This is a genomic window from Motilibacter peucedani, assembly GCF_003634695.1.
Taxonomy (GTDB): domain Bacteria; phylum Actinomycetota; class Actinomycetes; order Motilibacterales; family Motilibacteraceae; genus Motilibacter; species Motilibacter peucedani.
The window spans coordinates 268,539-293,493 of the sequence record NZ_RBWV01000010.1; the positions used below are offsets into that span (position 1 = coordinate 268,539).

Here is a 24,955-nt window from a genome sequence, read left to right on the forward strand (position 1 = left end):
CTCAGCCGACCGCCCGCCGCAGCCACTCGGCGGGGTCCTGCTCGTGGTAGACGTGCTCGCTCGGCTCGATGCCGTCGAGGAACCGCTGGTAGACGACAGCCTGGCGCAGCGCGGTCACCGGCTCGAGCAGCTCGGCCGCGCGCGTGGGGTCGCTGCCCGGCACGGCCTCGGCCCACAGGGCGTCCCAGCGGCTGCGCACGAGGTCGCGGTGATGCGGGGGGATGCGCGAGAGGAACGCCACCCGGTCGAGCAGCGGGCAGCCCACGCCACTGTCGCCCCAGTCGAGGAGCACGAGCCGCCCGGGCACGCCGCGCACGTTGCCGGGGTGGAAGTCGCCGTGCACCAGCGTGTCGGGGATGCCACACGATGCCACCTCGGCCAGGCGCTGGGGAAGTCCGGACACGAGCGCATCCAGGCGTTGGGCCACGTCTTCGAGCTCGACCCGCCTGCGGCGCACGACGTCCTCGACGAGCGGGACGAGCGCGTCGGCCCGCCAGTCGGGCAGGCCGAGCCCGAGCAGGTCGGGCACGTGCGCAGCTGCCATCGCCTGCACCGGCACCAGCAGGTCGAGCATGTCGGTCAGCAGCGGCGGCACCGCGGCGTACTGGTCGTCACCCGGCACGTCGGCCAGCAGCGTGCGTGCGCCGTCGGCGCCCAGCACGAGTGGTATGCGGTGGTCGCCGTGCCGCTCGAGCCACCGGAGCAGCGCCCCCTCGTGCGCGAGGAACGGCGGCACCACCTTGAGCCAGGCGGTTCCGTCGGCCAGTGGCAGCCGCCACAGGCTGGAGAGGTTCCAGGTGCGCACCTGCTGTCCAGGCCCTGTGCGCCGCGTCCCGCGCGCCGCGAGCACCTCGTCGGCCCAGCGGAGGTCTGCGGCCGGGCCGCCGGGCCGGGCGTGGGGCAGCCGAGCGGGCGAGTCGTCGAGCGTGCCGGACCACGGCTCGCAGACGGCAGCGGCGCGTACGCCGTCGGCCGCCTCCACCAGGTAGGTGACCGGCCCGCCCGCACGCAGCCCGGTGGTGCCTGCGCGCAGCAGTCGCAGCACGGTGACCTCGAGCCCGTGGCGGGAGCGCGCCTGCTCGACGACCGGGCCGACCTCCATCCACCAGGGCAGGTCCACGTCGAACTCGGGCAGCGAGCCGAGCACCCGGCCGGCCCCGTCGCACAGGACGAGGGTCACGGTGCGGGGCGGGGGGAAGTCGTCCGCGTCCATGCGCACGAGCATCGCAGCAGCAGGGGCTGGGTACGGTGCGCTCGTGCACAAGCGAAGCGCAGGTCTGCTCGTCTGGCGGCGTGGCGGCTCCGACGGCTCCGGTGTCGAAGTGCTGCTCGCCCACCCGGGCGGGCCGCTGTTCGTCAACAAGGACGACGGGCACTGGTCGATGCCCAAGGGCGAGTACGACTCCGACGAGGAGCCGCTGGCTGCAGCCAACCGCGAGTTCGCCGAGGAGATCGGCGTCGCGCCCCCGCCTGGCGACCCCGTCGCGCTCGGCGAGTCGCGCCAGCGCAGCGGCAAGGTCAACACGATCTGGGCGGTCGAGGGCGATCTCGACGTCACCGAGGTCGAGAGCAACCTGTTCGAGATGGAGTGGCCGCCACGCAGCGGGCGGGTCCAGGAGTTCCCGGAGATCGACCGGGCCGGATGGTTCGACGTCGCGACCGCGCGCCGCAAGCTGTTCGAGAGCCAGCAGGTCTTCCTCGACCGGCTGCTCGCCGTCGTCGGCAGCGGGTCGTAGGCTGCGCGGCATGACCGAGACCCCCGCTCCCGAGCCGTCCGAGGCCGACGCCCCCGAGGCCGACGCGCCCCAGGCCGCCGAGTCGAGCGACGAGGCGATGCGCCGCAAGTTCCAGGAGGCGCTGGCCCGCAAGCACGGCCACGGTGCCGTGGGTGCCGGCGGTGCGCAGGGCCGCGGCGTCGGCCCCTCGGCGGGCGGCAAGGTCCAGCGGCAGTTCCGCCGCAAGTCGGGTGGCTGACGCGCCGCTCGACGACGAGCTGGTCGAGTTCGCCCACCACTGCTTCGACCTGGCGCGTGCCGGGAGCACGGCGGAGCTCAGCGAGCTGCTCGACGCCGGCCTGACCGTCGAGCTCACCAACGCCAAGGGCGACACCCTGCTCATCCTGGCGGCCTACCACGCCCACGCCGACACGGTGGCGGCGCTGCTCGCCCGCGGCGCGGCGCCCGACCGGGTCAACGACCGGGGGCAGACGGCGCTGGCCGCGGCCGTCTTCCGGCAGGACGTCGGCGCGGTGCAGGCGCTGCTGGCCGCCGGCGCCGACGTCCACGCGGGCGGTCCCTCGGCCCTGGCCACGGCCCGGTTCTTCGACCTGCCGGAGATGCTCGAGCTGCTCAGCGCGGAGCCGGGCTGACCGGCGCTCCCACATCGAGCACGGCCGGGCCCCGCGACAGCCGCCCGGAGGTCAGCGGCGTGCACCGCAGGCCGCCCCGCCCGCGCATCGCGCGGAAGGCGCCCGGCGCGTAGACCACGTCCATCCAGGCGCACGGGTTGGCGGGGCGGCGGCCGGCGAACCGTACGCTGCCGGCCGCCGTCCGCAGCTCGAACTCCACGCCGCGCAGTGCGGCCACGTCGGCGCCGCGCAGCACGAGGTTGCGACGGGCGAGCAGCGGGTCGAGGTCGGGGACGCCCACGACGCCGGAGACGTGCTCGAGCGACTCGACCGCGAACAGCGTGACGGCGGCCGCCGCGTGCGCACGCCTGCCGAAGTAGCGGTCGCCGACGATGCCCCTGCCCTCCACGACCTCCACCTCGTCGCGGTCGTCGGTCACCACCTCTCCCGGGCCGTCAGCGGGCCGGCCGGCGTAGGCGTGCGCGCTCGACACCAGCAGGTGCAGCACCTCGACCGGCCACGACGTACCCGGCTCGGGCGCCACCGCGACCGGCGGGGAGCTCAGCGCTGCTCCTCGGCGCGCCGCAGCAGCTCGGCGCGCACCTCCCGGCGCAGCGTCTTGCCGATCGGGTTGCGGGGGATCTCCTCGACGACGACGAAGCGGTGGGGCACCTTGAACCCCGAGAGCCGCTCGCGGGTCCAGGCCCGCAGGGTCTCCTCGTCGAGGTTGCCGCGCTCGCGAGCGACGACCGCCGCGACGACCTCCTCGCCGCCGTGCTCGACCGGCAGCCCGACCACTGCCGCGTCGGTGAGGGAGGGGTGCGTCTTCAGCACGTCCTCCACCTCGCTGGGGTAGACGTTGAAGCCGCCGGTGATGATCAGCTCCTTGATGCGGTCGACGATCGACACGAAGCCGTCGTCGTCCATGACGGCGATGTCGCCGGTGCGGATCCACCCGCCGGGCAGCAGCGTCGCGGCGGTGTCCTCCGGGCGCTTCCAGTAGCCGGCGAAGACCTGCGGCCCCCGCACCAGCAGCTCGCCCGCCTCCCCGAGCGGGCGCTCCGGCAGCGGGCCGGGGTCGACGCCGGCGGCGACCGCGGCGGGGTCGACGATGCGCACCTCGGTCGACGGGAACGGCACGCCGACGGTGCCGGGGCGCCGCCGGTCCGACAGGGGGTTGCCCACGGTGATGGGGGACGTCTCGGTCATGCCGTAGCCCTCGACCAGCAGGCCCCCCGTGACCTTCTCCCACGCGTCGACCGTCACCGGCGGCAGCGCCATGGCTCCCGAGAGCGAGAAGCGGATCGAGCTGAGGTCGGCGCTGGTCGTCTCCGACGCGCGGGCCAGCCGGTCGTACATCCCCGGCACTCCCGGCAGGAACGTCACCGGCCGCCGGCGCATCGCCTGGAGGAACGCGTCGAGGTCGAAGCGCGGGAAGAGCACGACACAGGCGGCCAGCCGGGTGGCAGCGGTGAGGCACAGGGTCAGGCCGTAGGCGTGGAAGACCGGCAGCACGCCCGCGAACGTCTCGGCGCCCTGGCGCAGGCCGGGCACCCAGGCCGCGGACTGCTCCGCGTTGGCGAGCAGGTTGCGGTGCGTGAGCATGGCGCCCTTGGGCTCGCCGGTGGTGCCGCCGGTGTACTGCAGCAGCGCCAGGTCGTCCGGCGCCGGCAGCGGCACCTCCTCGCCCACCGGCCGGGCCCTGGTGAGCAGCGTGCCCAAGCGGGGCACGTCGCGGGGCACCGGCGCCCGCAGCGCTGCCCGCGTCGTACGCGCGGCGGCCACCGGGAGCCGGAGCGCCAGGCGCTTGGCGCGCGGCAGATCGGCCGAGAGGTCGACCGCGACGACGGTGCGCACCGACGTACGCGGCTGCACCGCGCGCACGGTGGCCACCGACTTCTCCCACGCCAGGACGACCTCCGCGCCGGAGTCGGCGAGCTGGCGGACCAGCTCCTCGGCGGTGTAGAGCGGGTTGTTCTCGACGACGACGGCGCCCAGCCGCAGGACCGCCCAGAAGACGACGACGTGCGTCGGGCAGTTGGGCAGCACGATCGCGACCCGGTCGCCGCGGCCGACGCCGAGCGAGCGCAGCGCCCCGGCGGCTGCCGAGACCCGCCGGCCGAGCTCGGCGTAGGTGGTGACCGAGCCGTAGAAGTCGAGCGCGGGGGAGTCGGGGAACTGCGCGACGGCGCGCTCGAGCAGGTGGCCGAGGTGGGCCTCGGGCACGTCGACGTCGGCGGGGACCCCCTCGGCGTACGCCGCGAGCCATCGCCTGTCGGTGCTGCCCGTTGTCGTCGTCACGCCCCCAGTGTCCACGCCACGCCGCCGCGCGGGCCGCGCCCGGTCGGACCCGAGGCCGCGTGGCGTCGGGGCCGGTCGAACGGGGTAGCGGGGTCGCATGGTCGATCGACGCGAGCCCGAGCGGCTCTGGCTGCTGCGCCACGGGGAGAGCACGGGCAACGTGGCGGACCGCGCCGCCCGCGAGGCGGGCGCGGCGCGGCTCGACCTCGACGTGCGCGACCCCGACGTGCCCCTCACCGACACCGGCCGCAGCCAGGCCCAGACGGTCGGCGCGTGGCTGCGCGAGCTGGAGGAGCCGCCCGAGGTCGTGCTGTGCTCGCCCTACGCGCGGGCTACGGCCACGGCGGAGCTGGCCCTGCGCGCCGGCGGGCTCGACCTCGTGCCCGCTCCGGACGAGCGGCTGCGCGAGCGCGACCTCGGGGTCCTCGACGGGTTCACCGGCCGCGGCATCCGCGAGGCGATGCCGGAGGAGGCGGCTCGTCGCGCGCACCTCGGCAAGTTCTACTACCGGCCGCCCGGCGGCGAGAGCTGGGCCGACGTCGCCCTCCGCGTCCGCAGCGTCCTCAGCGACGTCCGGGCCGAGCACCCCGGCGGTCGCGTGCTCGTCGTGTCGCACCAGGCGGTGATCATGTGCTTCCGCTACGCGCTCGAGCGGCTCGACGAGAAGGGCGTGCTCGCGATCGACTCCGACGAGCCGCTCGCCAACTGCGGCACGACCACCTACGCCGCGGCCGAGGGACGCCTCGTGCTGCGCAGCTACAACCGCGTCTCCCACGTCGCCGAGTCGGCGACCGTCACCGCCGAGCCGGATGCGAGCGCCCGTGTCGTCTGAGAGCCCGAACCAGACCCCCGACGGCGGCGTGCGCACCGTCACCTACGCGCTGCTGAGGGGCTGGCTGCTGCCCAACGACGGCACCGGCAAGGAGTCGCGCGGCCGCACGCTCGTCGTGGGCGGCAGCGCTCAGACGCCGGGCGCGGTGCTGCTCGCGGGCGAGGCGGCGATGCGCGCCGGCGCCGGCAAGCTGCAGGTGGCGGCACCGGCCTCGAGCGCCCAGCACCTCGCGGTGGCGCTGCCCGAGGCCCTCGTGCTGCCCGTCCCCGAGCTCGACGACGGCTCCCTCGACCCGGCCGCCGCCGACCGCATCGCCGAGCTCGCCGCCGACGCCGCGGCCGTGCTCGTCGGGCCGGGGATGGTGGGCGTCGAGCAGACGATGGCGCTGGTGCGCGCGCTGCTGCCCGCCGTCAGCGGCGCTCTGGTGCTCGACGCGCTCGGGCTCGCGGTGGCGGGCGACGACCCCGCGCTGCTGCGCGAGCGCAGCGGGCCGACCGTCCTGACCCCCAACCTCGCCGAGCTGGCCATCTCGCTGCACGAGGAGCCCGGCTCCCTCGGTGACGACGACGTCGCGGCGGCCGTGCGCCGGCTCGCCGGGCTCACCGGGTCGGTCGTCACCTCCGGCGCCACCGAGTCCTTCACGAGCGCGGCGCACGGTCTCGTGTGGCACGACCTCGCGGGAGGGCGCGGGCTCGGCGTGTCCGGGTCCGGCGACGTGCTCGCCGGAGCAGTGACCGGCCTCGCCGCCCGGGGTGCCGGTCCGGAGCAGGCCGCAGTGTGGGGCGTCCACCTGCACCGGCGGGCGGGCGACCGGCTCGCGGCCGAGGTGGGCCGCACCGGGTTCCTGGCCCGCGAGCTGCCCGGGCAGTTCCCGCGGGTGCTCTCCGAGATCGAGGTCTGAGCCGGGCGGTCGCCGGCGCGGCTCAGGCGCCGAACAACGCGGCGATCCGCTCGCCCTCCTGGCCCCCGGCGACCTCCCAGCTGCCGCGGGCCCGCCACAGCGGCGACCCGGCGGGCGCGCTGCGGTAGGCCCCGACCATCGCCCGGCGCACGCGCTCGCTGTCGTCGGGCTCCTCGAGCGCAGGCGCGGGCCGGCGCGACCACCGGAAGACCAGGGGGAGGGCCAACAGGGCCCCGGCGCGCTCGCGGCTGCACCGTGCGTCGGCGACGAGCAGGTTGGCGGCGGCGTCGAGCGGCAGCCGGCGCCACGGCACGACGGTGTCGACGACCGCGTCGCGCGCCCGACCGCCGCACAGCAGGCACCGGCCGTCCTGCGCCTCCAGCAGCGCCTCGCGCAGCTGCTGCGCGCTCGGCGGCAGACCGAAGAGCAGGCGGCCGAGGCCGGTCGGGGAGGCGCCTGCCGCGTCGGCGACGACGGCGGCCCACTCGCTCTGCAGGGCCGGGCGGAGCAGGGGAGCGGCGAGCGCGAGCTGCCGCGGCGTACCGGGCAGCAGCTCGAGCGCGCGGCCGCGCTCGTCGAGCTCGGCCTGGGTGGTGCGCCGGTGCAGCCAGCCCGACTCGAACAGCAGGTCGGGCCCCGGGGACTGCAGGTGGGGGAGCGCGGACTGCGCGAGCAGCAGCGCGACGCGCCGCACGGCCGCCGACCAGCGCGCCGGGTGCGCCGCGCCGGTCGCCCGAGCGGTACGCGTGCCGGCCAGCCGCCCGGCCGAGGCCAGGGCGGCGACCTCCTCGACGAGCGCCGGCTGGCGCGAGGTGCCGCCCGCCTGCGGGAGCGCGCGGCCGTCGGCGAGCGGCTGCACCTGCGCCCAGTAGAGCTCGACGACCCGCTCGGCCAGCTCGTCGAGCCCGACGGCGCTGCGCAGCGGGTCGGCCACGACGAGGTCGAGCAGCGCGCTCAGCGCCGCCAGCTCGACGGTGCTCGCCCGGCTGCGCACCACCGCGAGCTCGAGCAGCCGGGCCGCCACCTGCTCCGGCGCGGGGGAGCGGTCGGGCGCGGGCACGTCGGCGAGGATGCCACGACGGCCGGCGAGGCCTGCGCCGCCGGGCTCAGCCCTCGCCGGACTCCTTGCCGGTCTGCTCGGCGAGGAAGCGCTCGAACTCGCTGCCCAGCTCGTCGGCGCTGGGCAGCCGGCCCTCGGCGAGCAGCGCGGAGTCGGCGCGCGCCGCCACGAAGGCGTCGTACTGCTGCTCCAGGCCGGCGATCATCTCGCCGATCTCGGCGCTCTCGCTGGCCTCGGACTGCACCTTGACCGCGACGACCTGCGCCGCCACCTCCAGCGCCTCGACGTCGAGCGAGAGGCCAGGGGCCTCGCCGAGCGCCTCGACCAGGCGCAGCGCGGCCTGGGGGTACTCCGCCTGCGCGAGGTACTGCGGCACGTGGACGGCGAAGCCGGCGGTGTCGTGCCCCGCGCGGGCCAGGAGGTACTCGACGGCGTGCCCGACCGAGCCCGGGACCAGCGCCTCGTCGAACCACGCCTGGTGCCCCGCGACCAGCTCGGGGCGGGAGGCGTGCGCCGTCAGCCCGAGCGGGCGGGTGTGCGGCACGGCCAGCGGCACGGCGTCGAGGCCCACGACCAGCCGGACGCGCAGCTCGCGCACGAGCAGCTCGACCGCGGCGGCGAAGCGCTGCCACTGCACGTCGGGCTCGGGCCCGGTCATGAGGAGGTACGCCTGCCCGCTGCGGTCGGTCAGCGCGTGCACGTCGATGCGGGGCAGGGCCAGCGAGGCCCAGTGGTCGCGGTCGAAGCGCAGCAGCGGCCGGCGGGCGCGGTAGTCGACCAGCTGGTCGGCGTCGAACGAGGCCACCAGCCGCGGCTCGGAGGTGCTGACGAGGTGCTCGCGGACCAGGCGCAACGCCGACCCCGCGTCGACGAAGCCCTCGAGCGCGCTCACCAGCACCGGGGTGCCGAGGTCGGGGAGCCCCGGCTCCAGCGTGACCAGGCTCTGCGGGTCCAGCACGGTGCACCTCCTCGTCGTGGAGCGAGGGCCGGGTGCGGCCGCGCTCCTACGCGCACTCCAGCGGCAACCGTACGGAGGCCGTCCTTCTTCCGCGCCGCGGGTACGCGGGGGCCCGAGCGCTCCGGGCCGGTCGTTGCTCCGGCGAACCGCGGGGAGGAACCCGGCGTGTCCGGCTCAATGTTCGCGAACGCTCGCCGAAACATGACCGAACGCGCTAGATTGCCCCCTCGAGCGGTCTCACGCCACGGCGGCTGACCGGTCGAGGGGGTTCTGGGGCACGGGGGCCTGCAGACGCGTCGTCGGACACGGCTGCCTGCTCGACGCGTTGCTGCACCACCCGGCTGCACGGCAGGCACGACCAGTTCGCACGACCACGTTGAGCACGAGCAAGGCGGAGCACATGGACAGGACGGCGGAGACGCTGCGCGCGTTGCGCCGTCGCCGTGCTCCGCTGGTGCCGGGCCCCCGCCTGCTGGCCCGCCTCGGCCTGGTCCTCGGGCTGCTGCTCTCGGGCTGGCTGCTGCTCAGCGGCACCGCCTCCGCCGACGAGGGCACCGCCCCGGCCGCCACCGCTGCCGCGACCGTGGAGCCGCCGGCTCCGGACGCGACCGCGGCCTCGACCCCCGAAGCGACGACCCCCGGCACTCCGGCGCCCCAGGCCTCGGTCCCTGCCACCCAGCCCGAGACCGCCCCGGACACCACGCCGGACGGCGGCACCCAGGCGACGGCGCCCGAGACGGCGACCGGCACGGCGACCGACACGCCCGACACCGCGCCCGGCACCGCAGGCACGGCGCCCGACGGCGGCACGCAGCCCCCAGCGCCCGAGCCGGGCAGCGACCCCAGCGGCGACCAGCCCGTCAGCGGTGACCAGCCTGTCAGCAGCGACCAGCCGGTGGCCGGGGACCAGCCCTCGCCCGACGCGACGCCGACCCCCGAGGCCACGCCCGCGCCGAGCGACGCGCCGGTCGTCACCCCGTCGACCACGCCCGCGCCGGAGACCACCGCCACGCCGACGCCCTCGCCGACGCCCAGCCGCGCCACCGCGCACGACCCGGCCTCCGACCACCCCGTCGTCGACCGCTCCACGACCGACCGCTCGGGCGACCACGTCGACCGGCCGGCCGACCCGGCACCCGCGACCGCCGACAAGCTCGACCACGCGAGCGCGCCCGACCACGCGTCCACCGGCCCTGCCGGTGACGTCGACGGCGCTCTCGCCGCGGGCTCGACGACCGGCGCCGCTGCGCCGGCCGAGACCGACGCCGTCGCCGCCCCGGCCGCCGTGCCCTTCGGGCCCGGCCTCCCGACGCCGGCTCCTGCGACCGCCGTCCCGTCAGCGGCGGCCCCCGACGCGGCGCTGCCGCCGCTGCGCGACCTGCGCACCGGCGAGACCGTCACGAGCGACGAGCTCGCCGTCTCGGTCGCGCACCTGCACTCCGACGCGACCCTGCTCGAGCGCAGCGCGCCCAAGCACGCCGCCGTGGGCGCCGAGGCCCCCCACGCGCGCGGCACCGCCGCCGAGCCGGTGCTGACCGGCCGGTCGGGCTCGCCGACCGGCGGCGCGCCCGCGGGACCGAGCGTCCCCACGGCACCCACGGTCCCGGTCGCGCCCGCTCCTGCCGGCCCCACCGTCGCCGGTGCCGGGTCCGGCACCCACACCACCGGCAGCGGCGGCTCCGCCGGCAGCGGCGGCTTCGCCGTCGTCCTCACGCTCCCGCAGATCACCCCGCCGAACGGCCTCGCCGTCCGGCTCGCGAGCGCCGGCGCCCTGCGCCTGCCGCGCATCGCCGTCCTGCCTGCTGTCTCCCCTGCCTGACCCGGGTCCCGGCGGCGTGCAGCCGCCTGCGCGAACCCGTCCGTGCAGCGCCAGGGGAGCAACCCGTGTCAATCCCGTCGATCCACCTCCTGCCCTTCCAGCCTGAGTCCTTCCTCGCCCGCATGTCGTCGGTCGAGGGCCTGAGCCGCCGCCTGCGCGGCGCCACCGGCCGTCGCGCCGAGCACTCCCCGGAGCGCCGACCGCGCGAGGAGGTGCTGCGGCTGCTCGCGACCGTCGAGGCGCCGGCTCAGACCCGCCGCTTCGTCGCCGACATCCTCGGCGCCTGGGGGGTCGCCGCAGACGTCCGCGACGACGTCGTGCTCGTCGTGAGCGAGCTCGTCAGCGAGGCCGCGCGCTACCCGCTCGCCGTGCACGTCGAGGTGCGCCTGACGCGCCGCGCCGGGCGCATCGAGCTCGCGGTGAGCGACCTGTGCCCCGAGCCGCCGTCGTGCGCCGACGCGCGGCCCGGCACCGCATCGCTCGTGCGCGCCGTCCTCGACGGCTGCAGCGAGCACTGGGACTGGTCCTTGTCGGCCCCGGCCGGCAGGACCGTGCGGGCGTCCATCGCCTGCTGAAGACGAGCGGACCGGCCGAGGGGGGCCGGTCCGCCCTTGCGGAGGGTGCTGGCGCGCGGAGGGGGCGCGCCAGCACCCTTTTTCTTGCAGCAGGAGTGCCGTGGAACGTCAGCAGCTGACCGGGCACGGCAGCGGCGTGACGGAATCGTTACGCGCTCGATGCGCCTTTGCGCTACACCCGCGCCTGACGCCCTTGCAGAATGACGTGTCTTCAGATGCACAGCAGAACCAATCGAAGGGGACTCCATGAGCAAGCGCACCCTCCGCCACGGCGGCGTGGTGGTGGCGAGCCTCGCGCTGGCCTTGACCGCCTGTGGTGGCAGCAGCGGCGGCGGCAGCGACGCCTCCGCTCCCGCCGGCTCGACCGGCGCGTCGGCAGCAGCCGGCAGCGACGTCAAGGACGGCCTGGACTGCACGCCCTACAAGGCCTTCGGTGACCTCAAGGGCAAGCAGGTCTCGATCTACACCTCGATCGTCGCCCCCGAGGACCAGCCGCAGATCGACTCCTACAAGCCGTTCGAGGCCTGCACCGGCGTCAAGGTCAACTACGAGGGCAACAAGGCCTTCGAGAACCAGCTGCAGGTCCGCATCGCCGGCGGCAACGCCCCCGACATCGCCTACATCCCGCAGCCCGGTCTGCTGCAGAAGGTCGTCGCGACCGGCAAGGCCATCGCGGCCCCGCAGCAGGTGAGCGACAACGTCGACAAGTACTTCGGCAAGGACTGGCGCGCCTACGGCTCGGTCGACGGCAAGCTCTACGCCGCCCCGCTCGGCGCCAACGTGAAGTCCTTCGTCTGGTACTCCCCGAAGGCCTTCGAGGACAAGGGCTACACCGTCCCCACGACGTGGGACGAGATGACCGCCCTCAGCGACAAGATCGCCGCTGACAACCCCGACGACAAGCCGTGGTGCGTGGGCTTCGGCTCCGGCGACGCCACCGGCTGGCCGGGCACCGACTGGCTCGAGGACGTCCTGCTCCGCACCGCGGGCGCCGACGTCTACGACAAGTGGGTCAACCACACCATCCCGTTCAACGACCCGCAGGTCGCGACGGCGCTGGCCAAGGTCGGCTCCATCATCAAGAACCCGAAGTACGTCAACGGCGGGCTCGGCGACGTCAAGAGCATCGCGACGACCGAGTTCTCCGAGGCCGGCCAGCCGATCCTCGACGGCGGCTGCTGGATGCACCGGCAGGCCTCGTTCTACGCGGCCAACTGGCCCAAGGGCACCGACATCAGCGAGCACGGCGACGTCTACGCGTTCTACCTGCCGCCGATCGACCCCTCGAAGGGCAAGCCGGTCCTCGGCGCCGGTGAGTTCGTCGCCTCCTTCCGCGACGCGCCCGAGGTGTCGGCCTTCCGCACCTACCTCTCCTCGCCGGAGTGGGCGAACATCAAGGCCAAGCTCTCCTCGGGCTGGGTCTCCGCCAACAAGGGCGCCGACATCGCGAACTTCAAGAACCCGATCGACGCGCTCTCGGTCAAGATCCTCCAGGACCCGAACACCGTCTTCCGCTTCGACGGCTCGGACCAGATGCCGGCCGCCGTGGGCGCGGGCTCGTTCTGGAAGGGCATGACCGACTGGATCACAGGCAAGAGCGACTCGGCGACCCTCGCCGACATCGAGAAGACCTGGCCGAAGTCCTAGGCCACTAGGGTCGGGCCGGGTTCCTGCGCTGCGGGAGCCCGGCCCGACCCCGTTCCGCTCCTCGCCGCCCAGTCCACAAAGAGCCGCCCAGTCCACAAAGAGGTGATGTCATGTCCTCAGCCGAGAAGATCGGCCAGATGCTCGTAGCCATGGCTGCTTTCGCCGTGGTGTTCGCCGTCATCATGTTCTTGGCTGACCGCATCAAGGGGCGCTCGGCCGACCGCGTGCAAGCCGCGATCTTCGTGGTCCCCGCGCTCCTGCTCCTCACCGTCGGGCTGGTCATCCCGGCGATCCAGACCTTCTACCACTCGTTCAAGGACGCCGACAGCAAGGACTTCGTCGGGTTCGACAACTACCACAAGGTGTTCTCGGACTCGACCCTGCTGACGGTCCTCGGGAACACGGCGCTCTGGGTCATCATCGTGCCGTTCTTCGCGACCGCGATCGGGCTCCTCTACGCGATCGTCATCGACAAGTCGCGCGTCGAGCCGTTCGCCAAGGCCCTGGTGTTCCTCCCGATGGCCATCTCGTTCGTCGGCGCCTCGATCATCTGGCGCTTCGTCTACGCCTACAAGCCCTCGAGCCGGCCGCAGATCGGCCTGCTGAACGAGATCTTCGTGAAGCTGGGCGGCTCGCCGCAGCAGTTCCTCATCAACCACCCGTCCAACACCTTCTGGCTCATCGTGGTCATGGTGTGGATCCAGGCCGGGTTCGCGATGACCGTGCTCTCGGCGGCCATCAAGGCCATCCCCGGCGACATCATCGAGGCCGCCCGCCTCGACGGCGTCGGGGCGATGGGCATGTTCCGCTTCGTCACGCTCCCGAGCATCCGCCCGGCCGCCATCGTGGTCCTGACGACCATCGCGATCGGCACGCTGAAGGTCTTCGACATCGTCCGCACGATGACCGGCGGCCAGTTCAGCACCAGCGTCGTGGCCAACGAGTTCTACAACCAGAGCTTCACCATCTCCGACGCCGGCGTCGGCTCGACCCTGGCGGTCCTGTTGTTCGTCCTCGTCATCCCGGTCGTGGCCTACAACGTCCGGCAGCTCCGGAAGGCGGACGCGCGATGACCACGACCACTCCTCCCGTCGCGATGGCGCCGGCGGTCCCGACCGCCCGCGTCGCCAAGAAGCGCCTCACCTCGCCGTGGGCCTCGCTCGTGGCGATCGCCATCGCGGTGCTCTGGACGACCCCGACGCTGGGCCTGCTGATCACCTCGTTCCGCAGCCAGCGCGACATCAACCGCAGCGGGTGGTGGAACGTCTTCCACAACCCCTCGCTGACGATGGAGAACTACCGCACGGTCTTCAAGCCGGGCACGGCCAACGACCTGTCGGGCTACTTCGTCAACTCGTTCGTGATCACGCTGCCGGCCGTGCTCGCGCCGGTGCTGCTCGCGTCGATGGCGGCCTACGCGTTCGCCTGGATGCACTTCAAGGGCCGCGACCTGCTGTTCGTGGCGGTCTTCGCCCTCCAGGTCGTCCCGCTGCAGATCGCGCTCATCCCGCTCCTCAAGGCGTTCAACGGCTGGGCCGGGATCGGCGGGTCCTACTGGACGGTGTGGATCGCCCACACCATCTTCGCGCTGCCGTTGGCGATCTTCCTGCTGCACAACTTCATGAAGGAGATCCCGGCCGAGCTCATCGAGGCCGCGCGCGTCGACGGCGCCGGGCACGTGCGCATCTTCTTCCAAGTGCTCCTGCCGCTGATCACCCCGGCGCTCGCCGCCTTCGGCATCTTCCAGTTCCTGTGGGTGTGGAACGACCTGCTCGTGGGCCTGACCTTCCTAGGCACCAACAAGCAGCCGCTCACCGTCTTCATCGGCAACCTGGTCGGCACGAAGGGCAGCGCCTGGTACCTGCTCTCCGCCGGAGCCTTCGTCTCGATCATCGTGCCGCTGATCGTGTTCCTGAGCCTCCAGCGGTTCTTCGTCCGCGGTCTGCTGGCCGGCGGGCTCAAGGGCTAGCGGCGCACCGACCCCGACGAGGCCCGCCCGGCACCAGCCGGGCGGGCCTCGTCGCGTCCGTTCTAGGTCTCGAAGAACACCAGCCGGTCGGGCGCCGCCAGCATCCGCACGGTCTGGCCCTCGACGGCGACGACGCTCGAGAGCGCGGCGACCTGGCCGGTGTCCAGGACCAGCACGCGGTCGGGGGAGGAGTCGAGGAAGGCGCGGAAGCCCGACAGGTCGGCGGTGCCCAGCCCGAGGTACTCCACCAGCCGCCGGAACAGCTTGGGCAGCACGACGGCGGACTCGGTCAGCGTCTCCAGCCCGCGCACCTGCACCCCGCTGGTCGTGGCGTCGACCGGCCAGACGCCGCGGCCCGCGTCCCGGGCCCCGGCGGCGAGGGTGGTGAGCGCGGCGCGCAGGTCCGCGTACAGCTCGGAGTAGAACGTCGGGTAGGCCAGTCCGCTCCCCAGCAGCGCGGCGTTGACCGAGGCGGTCACCGCGTCAGGGTGGAGGAAGACCCGGGCTCCGTCGGCCCCCTCCGGTGCCGCGCCCGCGGCGAACAGGAAGGCCACGGCCCGGCCGTACTTGTCGGCACCGCTGGTGAGGACCGTGGCAGGCACGGACGCCGGGGTCGCCGATGTCACCGTCTGCCCGGAGCGCGTGACCGAGGTGAAGCCGAGCTGCTCGAGCAGCGAGCGGGCTGCGGCGTCCCCCAGCGCGGGCGGCTGGTGCAGCTGGCCGACGCCGCCGCCCGGCGGCGTGTAGTGCGTCTCGAGCGCGTCGATCGCGTCGAGGCGCAGCTGGACGGTCGCGTGGGCGTTCGCCTTCACCCTCAGCCCCGCGGCCGTCCAGGCGTCGGGACGGGTGGGCGTGAAGCGTACGGAGTCGCCGTCGGGTGCGGCGCCCACGACCCCGACCGTGCCGTCGATGCGGAAGAAGGGCATGCCCGCACGGTCCCAGAGGCCAGGGCCGCTGGGAAGTGGCCGGAGGGGCAGAGTCGCGCCGGCGGCTCAGCCCTCGGTGACCTGCCCGCGCGAGACGTGCAGGCGGCGGGTCGTGTGCACGGCCTCGAGCATCCGCCGGTCGTGCGTCACCAGCAGCAGGGTCCCGGCGTAGGAGTCGAGCGCCGACTCCAGCTGCTCGATGGCCGGCAGGTCGAGGTGGTTGGTCGGCTCGTCGAGCACGAGCAGGTTGACCCCGCGGGCCTGCAGCAGCGCGAGCGCGGCACGGGTGCGCTCGCCGGGGGAGAGGCTCTCGCACGCCCGGGTGGCGGCGTCGCCGCGCAGGCCGAACTTCGCGAGCAGCGTGCGCACCTCCGCGTCGGGCCACGAGGGCACCTCCCGCGCGAAGGCGTCGGCCAGGCGCGCCGGCCCGCCGAAGAGCCCGCGCGCCTGGTCGACCTCACCGACCACGACGCCCGGGCCGAGGCTCGCCGCGCCCGAGTCCAGCTCGAGCCGGCCGAGCATCGCGGCCAGCAGCGTCGTCTTGCCCGCGCCGTTCTCGCCCGTGATGGCGACGCGGTCGGCCCAGTCGACCTGCAACGTCACCGGCCCGAGCGCGAAGCCGCCGCGCCGCACCACCGCCTCGCGCAGGGCGACGACGACCGTCCCCGAGCGCGGCGCTGCGGCGATCGACATGCGCAGCTCCCACTCCTTGCGCGGCTCCTCGACGACCTCGAGCCGCTCGATGCGCCGCTCGCTCTGGCGGACCTTGGCCGCCTGCTTCTCGCTGCTGTCGGCGCGGAAGTTCTTGACGAACTTGTCGTTGTCGGTCGCCTTGCGACGCGCGTTGCGCACGCCCTTGTCGGCCCAGGCGCGCTGGGTGCGCGCCCGCAGCTCGAGCTCGGAGCGGGTCTCCGCGTAGTCCTCGTAGGCCTCGCGGGCGTGCCGGCGCGCGACCTCCCGCTCCTCGAGGTAGGCGGCGTAGCCGCCGCCGTAGACGCTCACCGTGCGCTGGGCGAGGTCGAGCTCGACGACCCGCGTGACGGTGCGCGTCAGGAACTCTCGGTCGTGGCTCACCACCACGGTGCCGGCGCGCATGCCGGTGACGAAGCGCTCCAGCCGCGCCAGCCCGTCGAGGTCGAGGTCGTTGGTCGGCTCGTCGAGCAGGAAGACGTCGTAGCGGCTCAGCAGCAGCGCGCAGAGCCCCACCCTCGCCGCCTGACCGCCGGACAGGCTGGTCATCTCGGTGCCGAGGTCGACCGCGAGGCCCAGGTCGGCGGCGACGGCGCCCGCGCGGTCCTCGAGGTCGGCGCCGCCGAGGGCGAGCCAGCGCTCGAGCGCGACGGCGTACGCGTCTTCCGCCCCCGGTTCCTCACGGCCCAGCGCCTCGGTGCTCGCCTCGAGCTCGCGGTCGGCGTCCGCGACGCCGGTGCGCCGCGCGAGGTATGCCGCGACGCTCTCGCCCGGGCGCCGCTCCGGCTCCTGCGGCAGGTAGCCGACCGACGCGGTGGCCGGGGTCAGCGAGACGCTGCCCGCCTCGGGGCGGCGCAGCCCGGCGAGCAGCCCGAGCAGCGTCGACTTGCCGGCGCCGTTGGCCCCCACCAGCCCCACGACGTCGCCGGGCGCGACCACGAGGTCGAGCCCCTCGAACAGCGCGCGGTCGCCGAAGCCGGCGGCAAGGTCGCGGGCGACCAGGGTCGCGCTCATGCCGACAGGTGCGCCCGCAGCGCCTCGACGACCAGCGCGTGGTCCTCGTCCTGCGGCAGGCCGCTGACGACAACGACGCCCACGAGCCCCGTGCCGCGGACGACGAGGGGGAAGCCGCCGCCGTGGGCGCGGAAGCGTGCGAAGGGCAGGCCCGTCCGGTCGTTGAAGTCGGTGCCGGCAGCCTTGTTCGTCAAGTGGTGGTAGTAGGTGGCATGTCCGAGTCGCTCGACGACCCGCGTCTTGCCGGCCACCCAGGCGTCGTTGTCCGGCAGCACCCCGGGCAGGGCGGCGCGGAAGAGGACCTGCGGGCCACGGCGTACCTCGATGAGCACCGGCAGCGAGCGCTGCCGTGCCAGGTCGAGCAGCCTCAGGCCCAGGGCGAGCGCGTCGTCGTTGGAGAGGGACGGCAGCTCGAGCTCCCGCTCCTGGGCGAGGACGTCGTCGGGGGTCAGCTCGGGCGCGGTCACGGTCGCCCAGCGTAGTCGCCGGACCGACAGGTCCGGGCGCTCGGCCCGCGGGCTAGCGTCGGAGCCGTGCGTGCCCGCCCCCTGAGTCCCTCCGGCGTCGTCGCGGAGGTCGCCGCCCGCGTCGAGGCGCTGGGACGCACCGCACCCGTACGCGTCGCGGTCGACGGCGCGCCGGTGTCCGGAGCGCTGGAGCTGGCGCGCGACCTCGTCGAGGTGCTCGTGCGCTCCGGCCGTCCCGCGTGGGTGGTGCCGGCCGAGGGCTTCCTGCGCCCCGCGTCGCTGCGGCTGGAGCACGGGCGCCACGACCCCGACGCTTTCCTCGAGGACTGGCTCGACGCCGGCGCACTCGCCCGCGAGGTGCTCGACCCGCTCGAGGACCCTGGGGCGCCGCGGTTCCTGCCGAGCCTGTGGGACCCGGTGCGCGACCGGGCCACGCGGGCCGGCTACGTCGAGGCGCCTCCCGGCGCGGTGGTCGTCGTGCCGGGGACGTTCCTGCTCGGGCGCTGGCTGCCGTTCGAGCTGACGGTGCACCTGGCGATGAGCGGCGCAGCGCTGGCGCGCCGCACCCCGGCCGACCAGGCGTGGACGCTGCCCGCCTACGAGAGGTACGCGGTGGATCCCGACCCGGTCGCGTCAGCCGACGTGGTCGTCCGCGTCGACGACCCCGCCCGGCCCGCCCTCGTGGTCGGCTAGCCCGGCTCCCTCGGTGGGCGCGGGCGGGTCCTCGTAGGGCGCGGCGGTGCCGACGAAGTCGGTGAGCCGGTCGCCGACGAGGACGCGGGCCTGGGCAGCGCCGCCGGCGGCCCGGCGCAGCAGCGCGTCGAGGGGGAGCGGCGCGTCGGAGGCGGTGATGATGACGTTGCCGTTGCGGCGCCCGCGCAGCACCGACGGCTCGCTGTGCAGGGTCACGTGGGCGAAGCTGTGCAGCGCCGTCGCGGCCTCGCGGCGCGCCTCGACGAACGGTGCTCGACCGGAGAGGTTGGCGACGTACGCACCGCCGGGGCGGAGCACGCGCTTGGCCTCGGCGAGGAAGCCGGTCGTGGTCAGGTGCGCCGGCACGGCGAGCCCGTCGAACGCGTCGCGCACGACCACGTCGGCGCTGGCGGCGGGCTCCTTGCGCAGGCCCTCCCGGCCGTCGCGGGCCTTCGTGCGCAGCAGCGGGGTGCGGCGCAGGCTGAGCAGGTCGCGGGAGAGCTCGATGAGCTTCGGGTCGAGCTCGAGCACCAGCTGGCGCGACTTCGGGCGCGTCGCCGCGACGTAGCGGGCCATCGAGCAGGCCCCGCCGCCGACGTGCACGGTGTCGAGCGGCGCGCCGGCGGGAGCCAGCGAGTCGAGGATGCCGGCGATCCACGCCATGTACTCGAAGCCCAGGTGGGTCGGTGCGTCGAGGTCGACGTAGGAGCTGGGCACCCCGTCGATCAGCAGCACCCAGCCGTTGTCGACGTCGAGGTCGCGGAGCAGCTCGGCGGTCGACCAGGTGAGCTGGTGCGTCCCCGGCTGGAGGGCGGGCGGCGTGGTGCGCGCCCGCCCTCCGGCCGGGCGCCGGTCAGGCGCGGGAGCTCCCCGCGTCACCGGCCGGGCGGCCGTCGCGCCGCGGGCGGGCCGAGCGGCTGGGGCCCTCGGGGTGCGCGCGGCCGGGGCGGCTGTCGCGGCCCTCGCCGAAGCGGCCGCTCGGGCGCTGGCCCCGGCGCGGAGCGCCGAAGCGGGCGTCGCGCGAGGACTCGGAGCGCTCGGGCAGCGGCTGCACGACGACCGGCTCGCCGGACTCGGCGAGGGCGCGCACAGCGGGGTGCCCCGGCGCGACGTCGACGACCTCGGCGTCCACGTTGGCGCGCCGGCGCAGCTGCTCGGCACCGCGGCGCTCCGAGGGGAGCAGCAGGCTGAGCACGACGCCGGAGTTGCCGGCGCGAGCCGTGCGGCCCGAGCGGTGCAGGTAGTCCTTGTGGTCGTTGGGCTGGTCGACGTGCACGACCAGGTCGACGTCGTCGACGTGGATGCCGCGGGCCGCCACGTCGGTGGCCACCAGCACCCGGGTGCGTCCGGCCGAGAAGTCGTCGAGCGCGCGCTGGCGGGCGTTCTGGCGCAGGTCGCCGTGGATCGCCGCGGCCTGCACGCCGGAGCGCTCCAGCTTCGTGGCGAGGCGGTCGGCGCCGTGCTTGGTGCGCACGAACAGGATGCTGCGGGCCGGTCGGCCGCTGATCTCGGTGAGCACGGCCATCTTCGACTCCTGGTCGGAGACGACGAACGCGCGGTGGTCCATCAGCTCGACGTGCGAGTCGGCCGACGCGACGGCGTGGAGGGCCGGCTCGTGCAGGTAGCGGGTGACGACGGTCTCGACCGCACCGTCGAGGGTGGCGGAGAAGAGCAGGCGCTGACCGTCGGGCCGGGTCTGGCCGAGCAGGCGCAGCACGACCGGCAGGAAGCCGAGGTCCGACATGTGGTCGGCCTCGTCGATCGCGGTGATCGTGACGTCGGCCAGCGAGCAGGCGCCGCGCTCCATGAGGTCCTGGAGCCGGCCCGGGGTGGCGACGATGAGGTCGACCCCGCGCTCGAGGGCGTTGATCTGGCGGCCGATCGAGGCGCCGCCGAAGATCGCGGTCGAGCGCAGGCGCACCGCGGCGCCCAGCGGGTCGAGCGCGTCGCGCACCTGCACGGCGAGCTCACGGGTCGGCACGAGCACCAGGGCGCGGGGGCGGCCGGGCGAAGGAGCGCTGACCTCGCGCAGCTCGGCGAGGCGGGCGAGCAGCGGCAGGCCGAAGGCGAGCGTCTTGCCGGAGCCGGTCTTGGCGCGGCCGAGCACGTCGCGGCCGGCGAGGGCGTCGGCCAGGGTGGCCGCCTGGATCGGGAAGGGCGCGGTGACGCCGCGCCGCTCGAGCGCGGTCACCAGGCGCCCGGGGAGGCCGAGCTCGGCCCAGGTGGCGGTGCTGTCAGGCGCGACCGGCGCGGCGGCGAACGCCTGCTCGAGCGCGCTGGGAGCGGGTGCCGGGCGGTCGGCGCGGGCCGAGGACGAGCCGCGGCGGGGGCCGCCGGGGCGTCCGGAGCGCGACGGCCCGGGACGGAACGAGGTGGAGCGGGAGGACGAGGAGCGAGGTGCAGGGGTCTGCGGCATGAAGAAGGGGACTCCCAAGAGGATCGGGTGCGCTGCGTAGTCGGCGGAGTGCCGGGCGCGGGGTCGCACGCATGATCTCGAGGGCCCGGGGTCTGAGCGCAGAGTCTGGTCTGCGGCGTCCGCGGAACGGCGGCGCCGGAAGGACCCGGGACAGGACGACCCGGACCAGAACGACCCCTGAGAGGAGCAGGCGACCCGCGGGCGTCGTCGCCCGCGCTGTCGTACAACCCGAGAGGCTACACGACCATTCCCCCAGGCAGCGGCTTCGCCGCGGTCGGCGGCGGCGCGTACGGGCACCAACCGGGACGAAAGGGATCGTTACCATCCCGAGACCCGCAGATGCTTGCCTCAGGCTCGTGCACCAGATTGCATGGGACACAGGGACGGGCGCAAGGGCGCGCCCGGCTCCGCACGATGGGGTCGGCCCGGGCGCAACGGCGCTCCCGGGCCCTTCGTGTCTCCGGACCCGTGCACGTCCCCGCCGCTGCGCGCACGGGCTGCCCACCCCGCGCGCGACACGCCGGCCGCGTCGGCCGCTGCAGGCGCTGCGGCGCAGGTCAGGACGGCTACGGTGCGGAGGTGGACGTGATGGAGACCGGCGAGCGCCTCGGTCCCTACCGTCTGCTGACCCGCATCGGCGAGGGCGGCATGGGCGTCGTCCACCTCGCCCTCGACGCCGACGGCCGGGCCGTCGCGGTCAAGGTCCTGCGCCCGCACCTGGTCACCGACGAGAACGGCCGTCGCCGGCTGGCCCGCGAGGTCGAGGCGCTGCGCCGGGTCGTGGGCCCCCACGTCGCCGAGGTGGTCGACGCCGACGTCGCCGGCCCGAGCCCCTACGTCGTGATGCGCTACGTGCAGGGCCGCTCGCTGCCCGAGCGGGTCGAGCGCAGCGGCCCGCTGCGCGGCGACGAGCTGCACGCCGTGGTCGTCGGCCTGGCCCGCGCGCTCGGCGCCATCCACCGCGTCGGTGTCGTGCACCGCGACCTCAAGCCCGCCAACGTGCTGCTCGCCGACGGCGAGCCGGTCGTCGTCGACTTCGGGCTGGCCCAGTTCAGCGACGACACCCGCCTGACCGCCACCGGCATGCTGCTGGGGACCCCCGGCTACCTCGCGCCGGAGGCCATCGGCGGCGCCGCGGCCGACGCCTCGGCCGACGTCCACGGGTGGGGCGCGACCGCCGTCTACGCCGCCACCGGCCGCCCGCCCTACGGCACCGGCGCCTTCGAGGTCGTGCTCGCGCGCGTGCTCGCCGGCGAGCCCGACCTCGACGGCGTGCCCGGGTGGCTGCTGCCGGTCGTGGAGGCGGCCCTCGCTCCCGACCCGGCCGACCGCCCGGACGCCCAGGAGCTGCTGCTCGCGGTGCAGGACGCGGCGATGGGCTTCGCGCCGCGGCTGCCGGCGCGTACGCCTCGCGACCGCGCCGACGACGCCACCGAGCTGCGCGCCGACGGGCGCGAGCACGCGACCGAGCACGTCGCGGCGCTCGCAGCTGCGCCGGTGCCGCCGCTGCCGCGCCAGGACGCGGGGCCGGAGCACACCCGGCTCGAGACCTGGGTGTCGTCGCCGGCCGGCTGGGCCGTCCCCGACGACGACCGCCCGCACGAGGGCACCGCTGGCGGACACCTCGACGACGGGTCCGAGGGGGTCGGACCGGCGCGGCTGGTGGCCCACCCGCTGCTCCTGCTCGTGGCCCTCGCCGCCGCGGCGGCGGCAGCGGTCTTCGCGCCCGTGGCAGCCGCGGCCGGTGCGCTCGGCGTCAGCGTCTCGCTGCGTGCGGTCGACGGCGCCGCCTCCTACCTGGCGCGCCGGCGCAGCGCCTACGGCCGGCGCCGCGCCGACGCGCTGCTGGCCCTCGCCAGCCTGCCGTGGTACGCGGTGCGCGGGACCCTCACCACTCTCGCCACGCTGCCGCAGGCGGTGCTCGGCGCGCTCGCCCCGGGTGCGGTGGTGCTGGCCAGCACCCACGGGCTGCGGCCCGAGGTGGACTCAGGAGCCTTCGACGGGCTGGTGGGCGCCCTCGCCGCAGGGGCGCTGCTCGCCGTCTTCTACGGCCCGGCCTCGGCGCCGCTGCGCCGGGGCTTCGACCGGGTCGCCGAGGCGCTGGCGCCCGGGAGGCTGGCCCCCGTGCTCACGGGCCTGGTGCTCCTCGGGGCCGGCGCGCTGCTGGTGTCGGTCGCGGTGGGGGAGCGCACGCGCACCTGGCCCGTGCACCACACGCCCGAGCCGGTCGCGAGCTGGGTCGACACGCTGCGCAGCTACTGACCCTGCACAGCAGGGGGCCCTGACGCTAGGTGCTGCTGATGACCGCCGCCGTCGTCGACGCGGTGACCGCACCCGCGACGGCCGCCGAGACCGCGCGCACGGCGCTCGCGACCGCACTCGCCGCCCACACGTCCTCGCTGATCGCCTTGGCGCGCTTGCGCGCCTGCTTCTTGTCGACGCCCGGCACCACCTTGTGAACGGCGTCGACCGCGGAGAGCAGGGCGAGCAGGGCGGCCGCCCGCTGCGTCGGCTCCTGGCCCTCGAGCGCCCGGCGGAGCTCCTCGACGACCGCAGCCTCCCCGCTGCCGTCGGCCTGCGGGAAGCGGTGGCGCGGGAAGACCCCGAGCACCTTGTCGTCCTGGCGCCGGACGGCGCCCGCGTCCTCGACCCGGCGCAGCAGGTCGGAGCGCAGGCCCTTGGCCAGCTTGGGCACCCACGACTCCGGCTTGCGCTGCTCCACCGCGATGCGCGAGAGCACCTTGTCGAGCAGCGGGTCGTCGACCGGGTCGCGGTCGAGCGCGTAGAGCCGGCCCTTCTTCACAGAGCTGCCCTCGCCGGCGACGTCGATGCGGCCGGCGAGGGCGAGCTCGAGCAGGAGCGAGCCTGCGAGGGCGTAGTCGACCGAGGTGGAGTCCACCACGGTCGACCCGCGTCTGTCGTCGAGCAGCAGGAGCAGCAGGTCCTCCGCGAGCAGCGCCATGGCTAGACGCTACTCGCTGGCGCCGGTCGCCCGGCCGTCGCGGGCCGCCCGCACCTGGCCCTTGATGCGGGCGAGCATGGCCGCCATGCCGCGCAGCCGCAGCGGGCTGACCAGCTCGGCCAGACCGAGCCGGACGTAGAAGTCGTCGGGCACGTCGAGGACCTCGTCGGGCGTGCTGCCCTCGAGCCCGGCGTGCAGGATGCCGGCGAACCCGCGGGTGGTCGGCGCCTCGCGCGGCGCGTCGAAGAACAGGTGCACGGCACCCGGCTCGGTCTCGACGGCGAGGAACAGCGGCGACTGGCACTCGTGCACCTGCTCCATGGCCTCGTGCGAGGCGGTGAAGCGCTCCGGCAGCGGCGGCAGCTCCTGGCCCATCTCGAGCAGGAGCTGGAGCCGGTCGCGCGGAGCGACCGCCGCGAAGTCGTCGACGACCTCGGCGAGCGCGGGAGGCAGGGCCGCCACGCTCAGGCGCCCTGCTCGATCGGCACCCGCACGCTGTTGCCCCACTCGGTCCACGAGCCGTCGTAGTTGCGGACCTTCTCGTAGCCCAGCAGGTGCGTCAGCACGAACCACGTGTGCGACGACCGCTCGCCGATGCGGCAGTAGACGACCACGTCGTCGTCCGCCGAGAGCCCCGCCTGCCCCTCGTAGAGGTCGCGCAGCTCGTCGACGGTGCGGAAGGTGCCGTCCTCGGCGGCGGCCTTGGCCCACGGCACGTTGGTCGCGCCCGGGATGTGGCCGCCTCGGACAGCGCCCTCCTGGGGGTAGTCGGGCATGTGCAGCGTCTCGCCGGAGAACTCGCTGGGGGAGCGCACGTCGACCATCGGGCGCCCGAGGTGGGCCAGCACGTCGTCGCGGAAGGCGCGGACCGGTGCGTCGCTGCGCTCCACCACGGGGTAGTCGGCGCGCGTCCGCACGGTCTGCTCGGTGGTCATGGGTCGCCCCTCGGCGAGCCACGCCGCGCGACCGCCGTCGAGCAGCCGCACGTCCGGGTGGCCGAACAGCGTGAAGACCCACAGCGCGTAGGCCGCCCACCAGTTGTTGCGGTCGCCGTAGAACACCACGGTGGTGTCGCGCCCGATGCCCTTCTCCGACAGCAGGGCAGCGAACCGCTCGGCGTCGACGTAGTCGCGCGTCACCGGGTCGTTGAGGTCGGTGTGCCAGTCGACCTTGACCGCGCCGGGCACGTGGCCCGTCTCGTAGAGCAGGACGTCCTCGTCGGACTCGACCACGACGAGGCCGGGGTCCGACAGGTGCTCGGCCAGCCAGGCGGTCGTCACCAGCCGCTCGGGGTGCGCGTAGGCGGCGAGCTTGGCGTCCGGGTCGGTGGGCAGGGGCACGGGCTCTCCTCGGGGTTCGGCGCGCTCGTGCGCGTCGG

The 24,955-nt window shown here is 75.0% G+C and carries 25 protein-coding genes; 12 read left to right on the forward strand and 13 right to left on the reverse strand.

Features of this window, described 5'->3' with window-relative positions; all coding sequences use genetic code 11:
* Window position 1: 1 nt before the first annotated feature.
* A complete protein-coding gene (locus tag CLV35_RS06045; protein WP_183061774.1) occupies window positions 2–1,213 on the reverse strand; it encodes an aminoglycoside phosphotransferase family protein in 1,212 nt (403 codons plus the stop codon).
* Between CLV35_RS06045 and CLV35_RS06050 the strand changes: the two genes are divergently transcribed.
* Genes CLV35_RS06050 through CLV35_RS06060 form a run of 3 tightly spaced genes read left to right on the forward strand, consistent with a single transcriptional unit; the run spans window position 1,212 to window position 2,368 of the window.
* Complete coding sequence (locus CLV35_RS06050; protein ID WP_407938189.1) at window positions 1,212–1,736, forward strand: NUDIX domain-containing protein; 525 nt, start codon at window positions 1,212–1,214, stop codon at window positions 1,734–1,736. The genes CLV35_RS06045 and CLV35_RS06050 overlap by 2 nt on opposite strands.
* 10 nt (window positions 1,737–1,746) lie before the next feature.
* A complete protein-coding gene (locus tag CLV35_RS19945) occupies window positions 1,747–1,974 on the forward strand; it encodes a DUF5302 family protein (protein ID WP_183061776.1) in 228 nt (75 codons plus the stop codon).
* Window positions 1,967–2,368, forward strand: a complete 402-nt coding sequence (locus tag CLV35_RS06060; RefSeq protein WP_121192570.1) for an ankyrin repeat domain-containing protein — start codon at window positions 1,967–1,969, stop codon at window positions 2,366–2,368. Before CLV35_RS19945 ends, CLV35_RS06060 begins: the two co-directional genes overlap by 8 nt.
* Here CLV35_RS06060 and CLV35_RS06065 read toward each other — a convergent pair.
* Window positions 2,349–2,891, reverse strand: a complete 543-nt coding sequence (locus tag CLV35_RS06065; protein WP_121192571.1) for an MOSC domain-containing protein — start codon at window positions 2,889–2,891, stop codon at window positions 2,349–2,351. The genes CLV35_RS06060 and CLV35_RS06065 overlap by 20 nt on opposite strands.
* Window positions 2,892–2,908: 17 nt before the next feature.
* Window positions 2,909–4,648, reverse strand: a complete 1,740-nt coding sequence (locus CLV35_RS06070; protein WP_231121545.1) for a long-chain-fatty-acid--CoA ligase — start codon at window positions 4,646–4,648, stop codon at window positions 2,909–2,911.
* Window positions 4,649–4,745: 97 nt separating this feature from the next.
* Between CLV35_RS06070 and CLV35_RS06075 the strand changes: the two genes are divergently transcribed.
* Together CLV35_RS06075 and CLV35_RS06080 are read left to right on the forward strand one after the other, a co-directional pair.
* Window positions 4,746–5,480, forward strand: a complete 735-nt coding sequence (locus CLV35_RS06075; RefSeq protein ID WP_121192573.1) for a histidine phosphatase family protein — start codon at window positions 4,746–4,748, stop codon at window positions 5,478–5,480.
* On the forward strand, window positions 5,470–6,381 hold the full coding sequence (locus CLV35_RS06080) for an NAD(P)H-hydrate dehydratase (RefSeq protein ID WP_231121546.1): 912 nt from the start codon (window positions 5,470–5,472) through the stop codon (window positions 6,379–6,381). The genes CLV35_RS06075 and CLV35_RS06080 overlap by 11 nt, the downstream gene beginning before the upstream one ends.
* A gap of 22 nt (window positions 6,382–6,403) precedes the next feature.
* On the opposite strand, the gene CLV35_RS06085 is transcribed toward CLV35_RS06080, so the two are convergent.
* Window positions 6,404–7,441, reverse strand: coding sequence for an HNH endonuclease (locus CLV35_RS06085; RefSeq protein ID WP_121192575.1), 1,038 nt, complete (start codon window positions 7,439–7,441; stop codon window positions 6,404–6,406).
* A gap of 46 nt (window positions 7,442–7,487) precedes the next feature.
* Entirely contained in the window at window positions 7,488–8,399 is a 912-nt protein-coding gene (locus tag CLV35_RS06090) for a PAC2 family protein (protein WP_121192576.1), read from the reverse strand.
* Between the two features lie 400 nt (window positions 8,400–8,799).
* On the opposite strand from CLV35_RS06090, the gene CLV35_RS06095 reads away from it, so the two are divergent.
* The 5 genes from CLV35_RS06095 (at window position 8,800) to CLV35_RS06115 (ending at window position 14,409) form a co-directional block, all read left to right on the forward strand.
* Window positions 8,800–10,218, forward strand: a complete 1,419-nt coding sequence (locus CLV35_RS06095; RefSeq protein WP_121192577.1) for a hypothetical protein — start codon at window positions 8,800–8,802, stop codon at window positions 10,216–10,218.
* A gap of 65 nt (window positions 10,219–10,283) precedes the next feature.
* A complete protein-coding gene (locus tag CLV35_RS06100; protein ID WP_121192578.1) occupies window positions 10,284–10,793 on the forward strand; it encodes an ATP-binding protein in 510 nt (169 codons plus the stop codon).
* Window positions 10,794–11,039: 246 nt separating this feature from the next.
* The gene (locus CLV35_RS06105) at window positions 11,040–12,440 is read left to right on the forward strand and encodes an ABC transporter substrate-binding protein (RefSeq protein WP_121192579.1); all 1,401 of its coding nucleotides are present in this window, start codon (window positions 11,040–11,042) and stop codon (window positions 12,438–12,440) included.
* A gap of 110 nt (window positions 12,441–12,550) precedes the next feature.
* Entirely contained in the window at window positions 12,551–13,513 is a 963-nt protein-coding gene (locus CLV35_RS06110) for a carbohydrate ABC transporter permease (protein ID WP_121192580.1), read from the forward strand.
* A complete protein-coding gene (locus CLV35_RS06115) occupies window positions 13,510–14,409 on the forward strand; it encodes a carbohydrate ABC transporter permease (protein ID WP_121192581.1) in 900 nt (299 codons plus the stop codon). The genes CLV35_RS06110 and CLV35_RS06115 overlap by 4 nt, the downstream gene beginning before the upstream one ends.
* Window positions 14,410–14,471: 62 nt before the next feature.
* Here the strand turns inward: CLV35_RS06115 and CLV35_RS06120 are convergent, their stop codons facing one another.
* The 3 genes from CLV35_RS06120 to CLV35_RS06130 form a co-directional block, all read right to left on the reverse strand.
* Window positions 14,472–15,335 carry a nuclease gene (locus CLV35_RS06120; RefSeq protein ID WP_121192582.1) on the reverse strand — a complete coding sequence of 288 codons (864 nt, stop codon included), beginning with the start codon at window positions 15,333–15,335 and terminating at the stop codon, window positions 14,472–14,474.
* A 66-nt stretch (window positions 15,336–15,401) separates the two neighbouring features.
* Window positions 15,402–17,039 carry an ABC-F family ATP-binding cassette domain-containing protein gene (locus tag CLV35_RS06125; RefSeq protein ID WP_121192583.1) on the reverse strand — a complete coding sequence of 546 codons (1,638 nt, stop codon included), beginning with the start codon at window positions 17,037–17,039 and terminating at the stop codon, window positions 15,402–15,404.
* On the reverse strand, window positions 17,036–17,506 hold the full coding sequence (locus tag CLV35_RS06130) for a heme-degrading domain-containing protein (RefSeq protein ID WP_121192584.1): 471 nt from the start codon (window positions 17,504–17,506) through the stop codon (window positions 17,036–17,038). Before CLV35_RS06130 ends, CLV35_RS06125 begins: the two co-directional genes overlap by 4 nt.
* A gap of 66 nt (window positions 17,507–17,572) precedes the next feature.
* On the opposite strand from CLV35_RS06130, the gene CLV35_RS06135 reads away from it, so the two are divergent.
* Window positions 17,573–18,199: a nucleoside/nucleotide kinase family protein gene (locus CLV35_RS06135; RefSeq protein WP_121192585.1), complete on the forward strand. Its 627-nt coding sequence runs from the start codon at window positions 17,573–17,575 to the stop codon at window positions 18,197–18,199.
* On the opposite strand, the gene CLV35_RS06140 is transcribed toward CLV35_RS06135, so the two are convergent.
* Together CLV35_RS06140 and CLV35_RS06145 are read right to left on the reverse strand one after the other, a co-directional pair.
* Window positions 18,140–19,078 (reverse strand): spermidine synthase, encoded by a 939-nt coding sequence (locus tag CLV35_RS06140; RefSeq protein ID WP_121192586.1) that lies wholly within the window; start codon window positions 19,076–19,078, stop codon window positions 18,140–18,142. The two genes, CLV35_RS06135 and CLV35_RS06140, sit on opposite strands and share 60 nt — an antisense overlap.
* On the reverse strand, window positions 19,053–20,615 hold the full coding sequence (locus CLV35_RS06145; RefSeq protein WP_121192976.1) for a DEAD/DEAH box helicase: 1,563 nt from the start codon (window positions 20,613–20,615) through the stop codon (window positions 19,053–19,055). The genes CLV35_RS06140 and CLV35_RS06145 overlap by 26 nt, the downstream gene beginning before the upstream one ends.
* A 588-nt stretch (window positions 20,616–21,203) precedes the next feature.
* Here CLV35_RS06145 and CLV35_RS06150 point away from each other — a divergent pair.
* A complete protein-coding gene (locus CLV35_RS06150; RefSeq protein ID WP_231121601.1) occupies window positions 21,204–22,877 on the forward strand; it encodes a serine/threonine-protein kinase in 1,674 nt (557 codons plus the stop codon).
* A 25-nt stretch (window positions 22,878–22,902) separates the two neighbouring features.
* Here the strand turns inward: CLV35_RS06150 and CLV35_RS06155 are convergent, their stop codons facing one another.
* From CLV35_RS06155 to CLV35_RS06165, 3 genes are read right to left on the reverse strand one after another with little or no spacing between them, the layout of a single operon-like run.
* Window positions 22,903–23,577: a GOLPH3/VPS74 family protein gene (locus CLV35_RS06155; protein WP_121192588.1), complete on the reverse strand. Its 675-nt coding sequence runs from the start codon at window positions 23,575–23,577 to the stop codon at window positions 22,903–22,905.
* A 9-nt stretch (window positions 23,578–23,586) separates the two neighbouring features.
* Window positions 23,587–24,039 carry a SufE family protein gene (locus CLV35_RS06160; protein WP_121192589.1) on the reverse strand — a complete coding sequence of 151 codons (453 nt, stop codon included), beginning with the start codon at window positions 24,037–24,039 and terminating at the stop codon, window positions 23,587–23,589.
* A 2-nt stretch (window positions 24,040–24,041) separates the two neighbouring features.
* Window positions 24,042–24,917, reverse strand: a complete 876-nt coding sequence (locus tag CLV35_RS06165) for a sulfurtransferase (RefSeq protein WP_121192590.1) — start codon at window positions 24,915–24,917, stop codon at window positions 24,042–24,044.
* Between the last annotated feature and the right edge of the window lie 38 nt (window positions 24,918–24,955).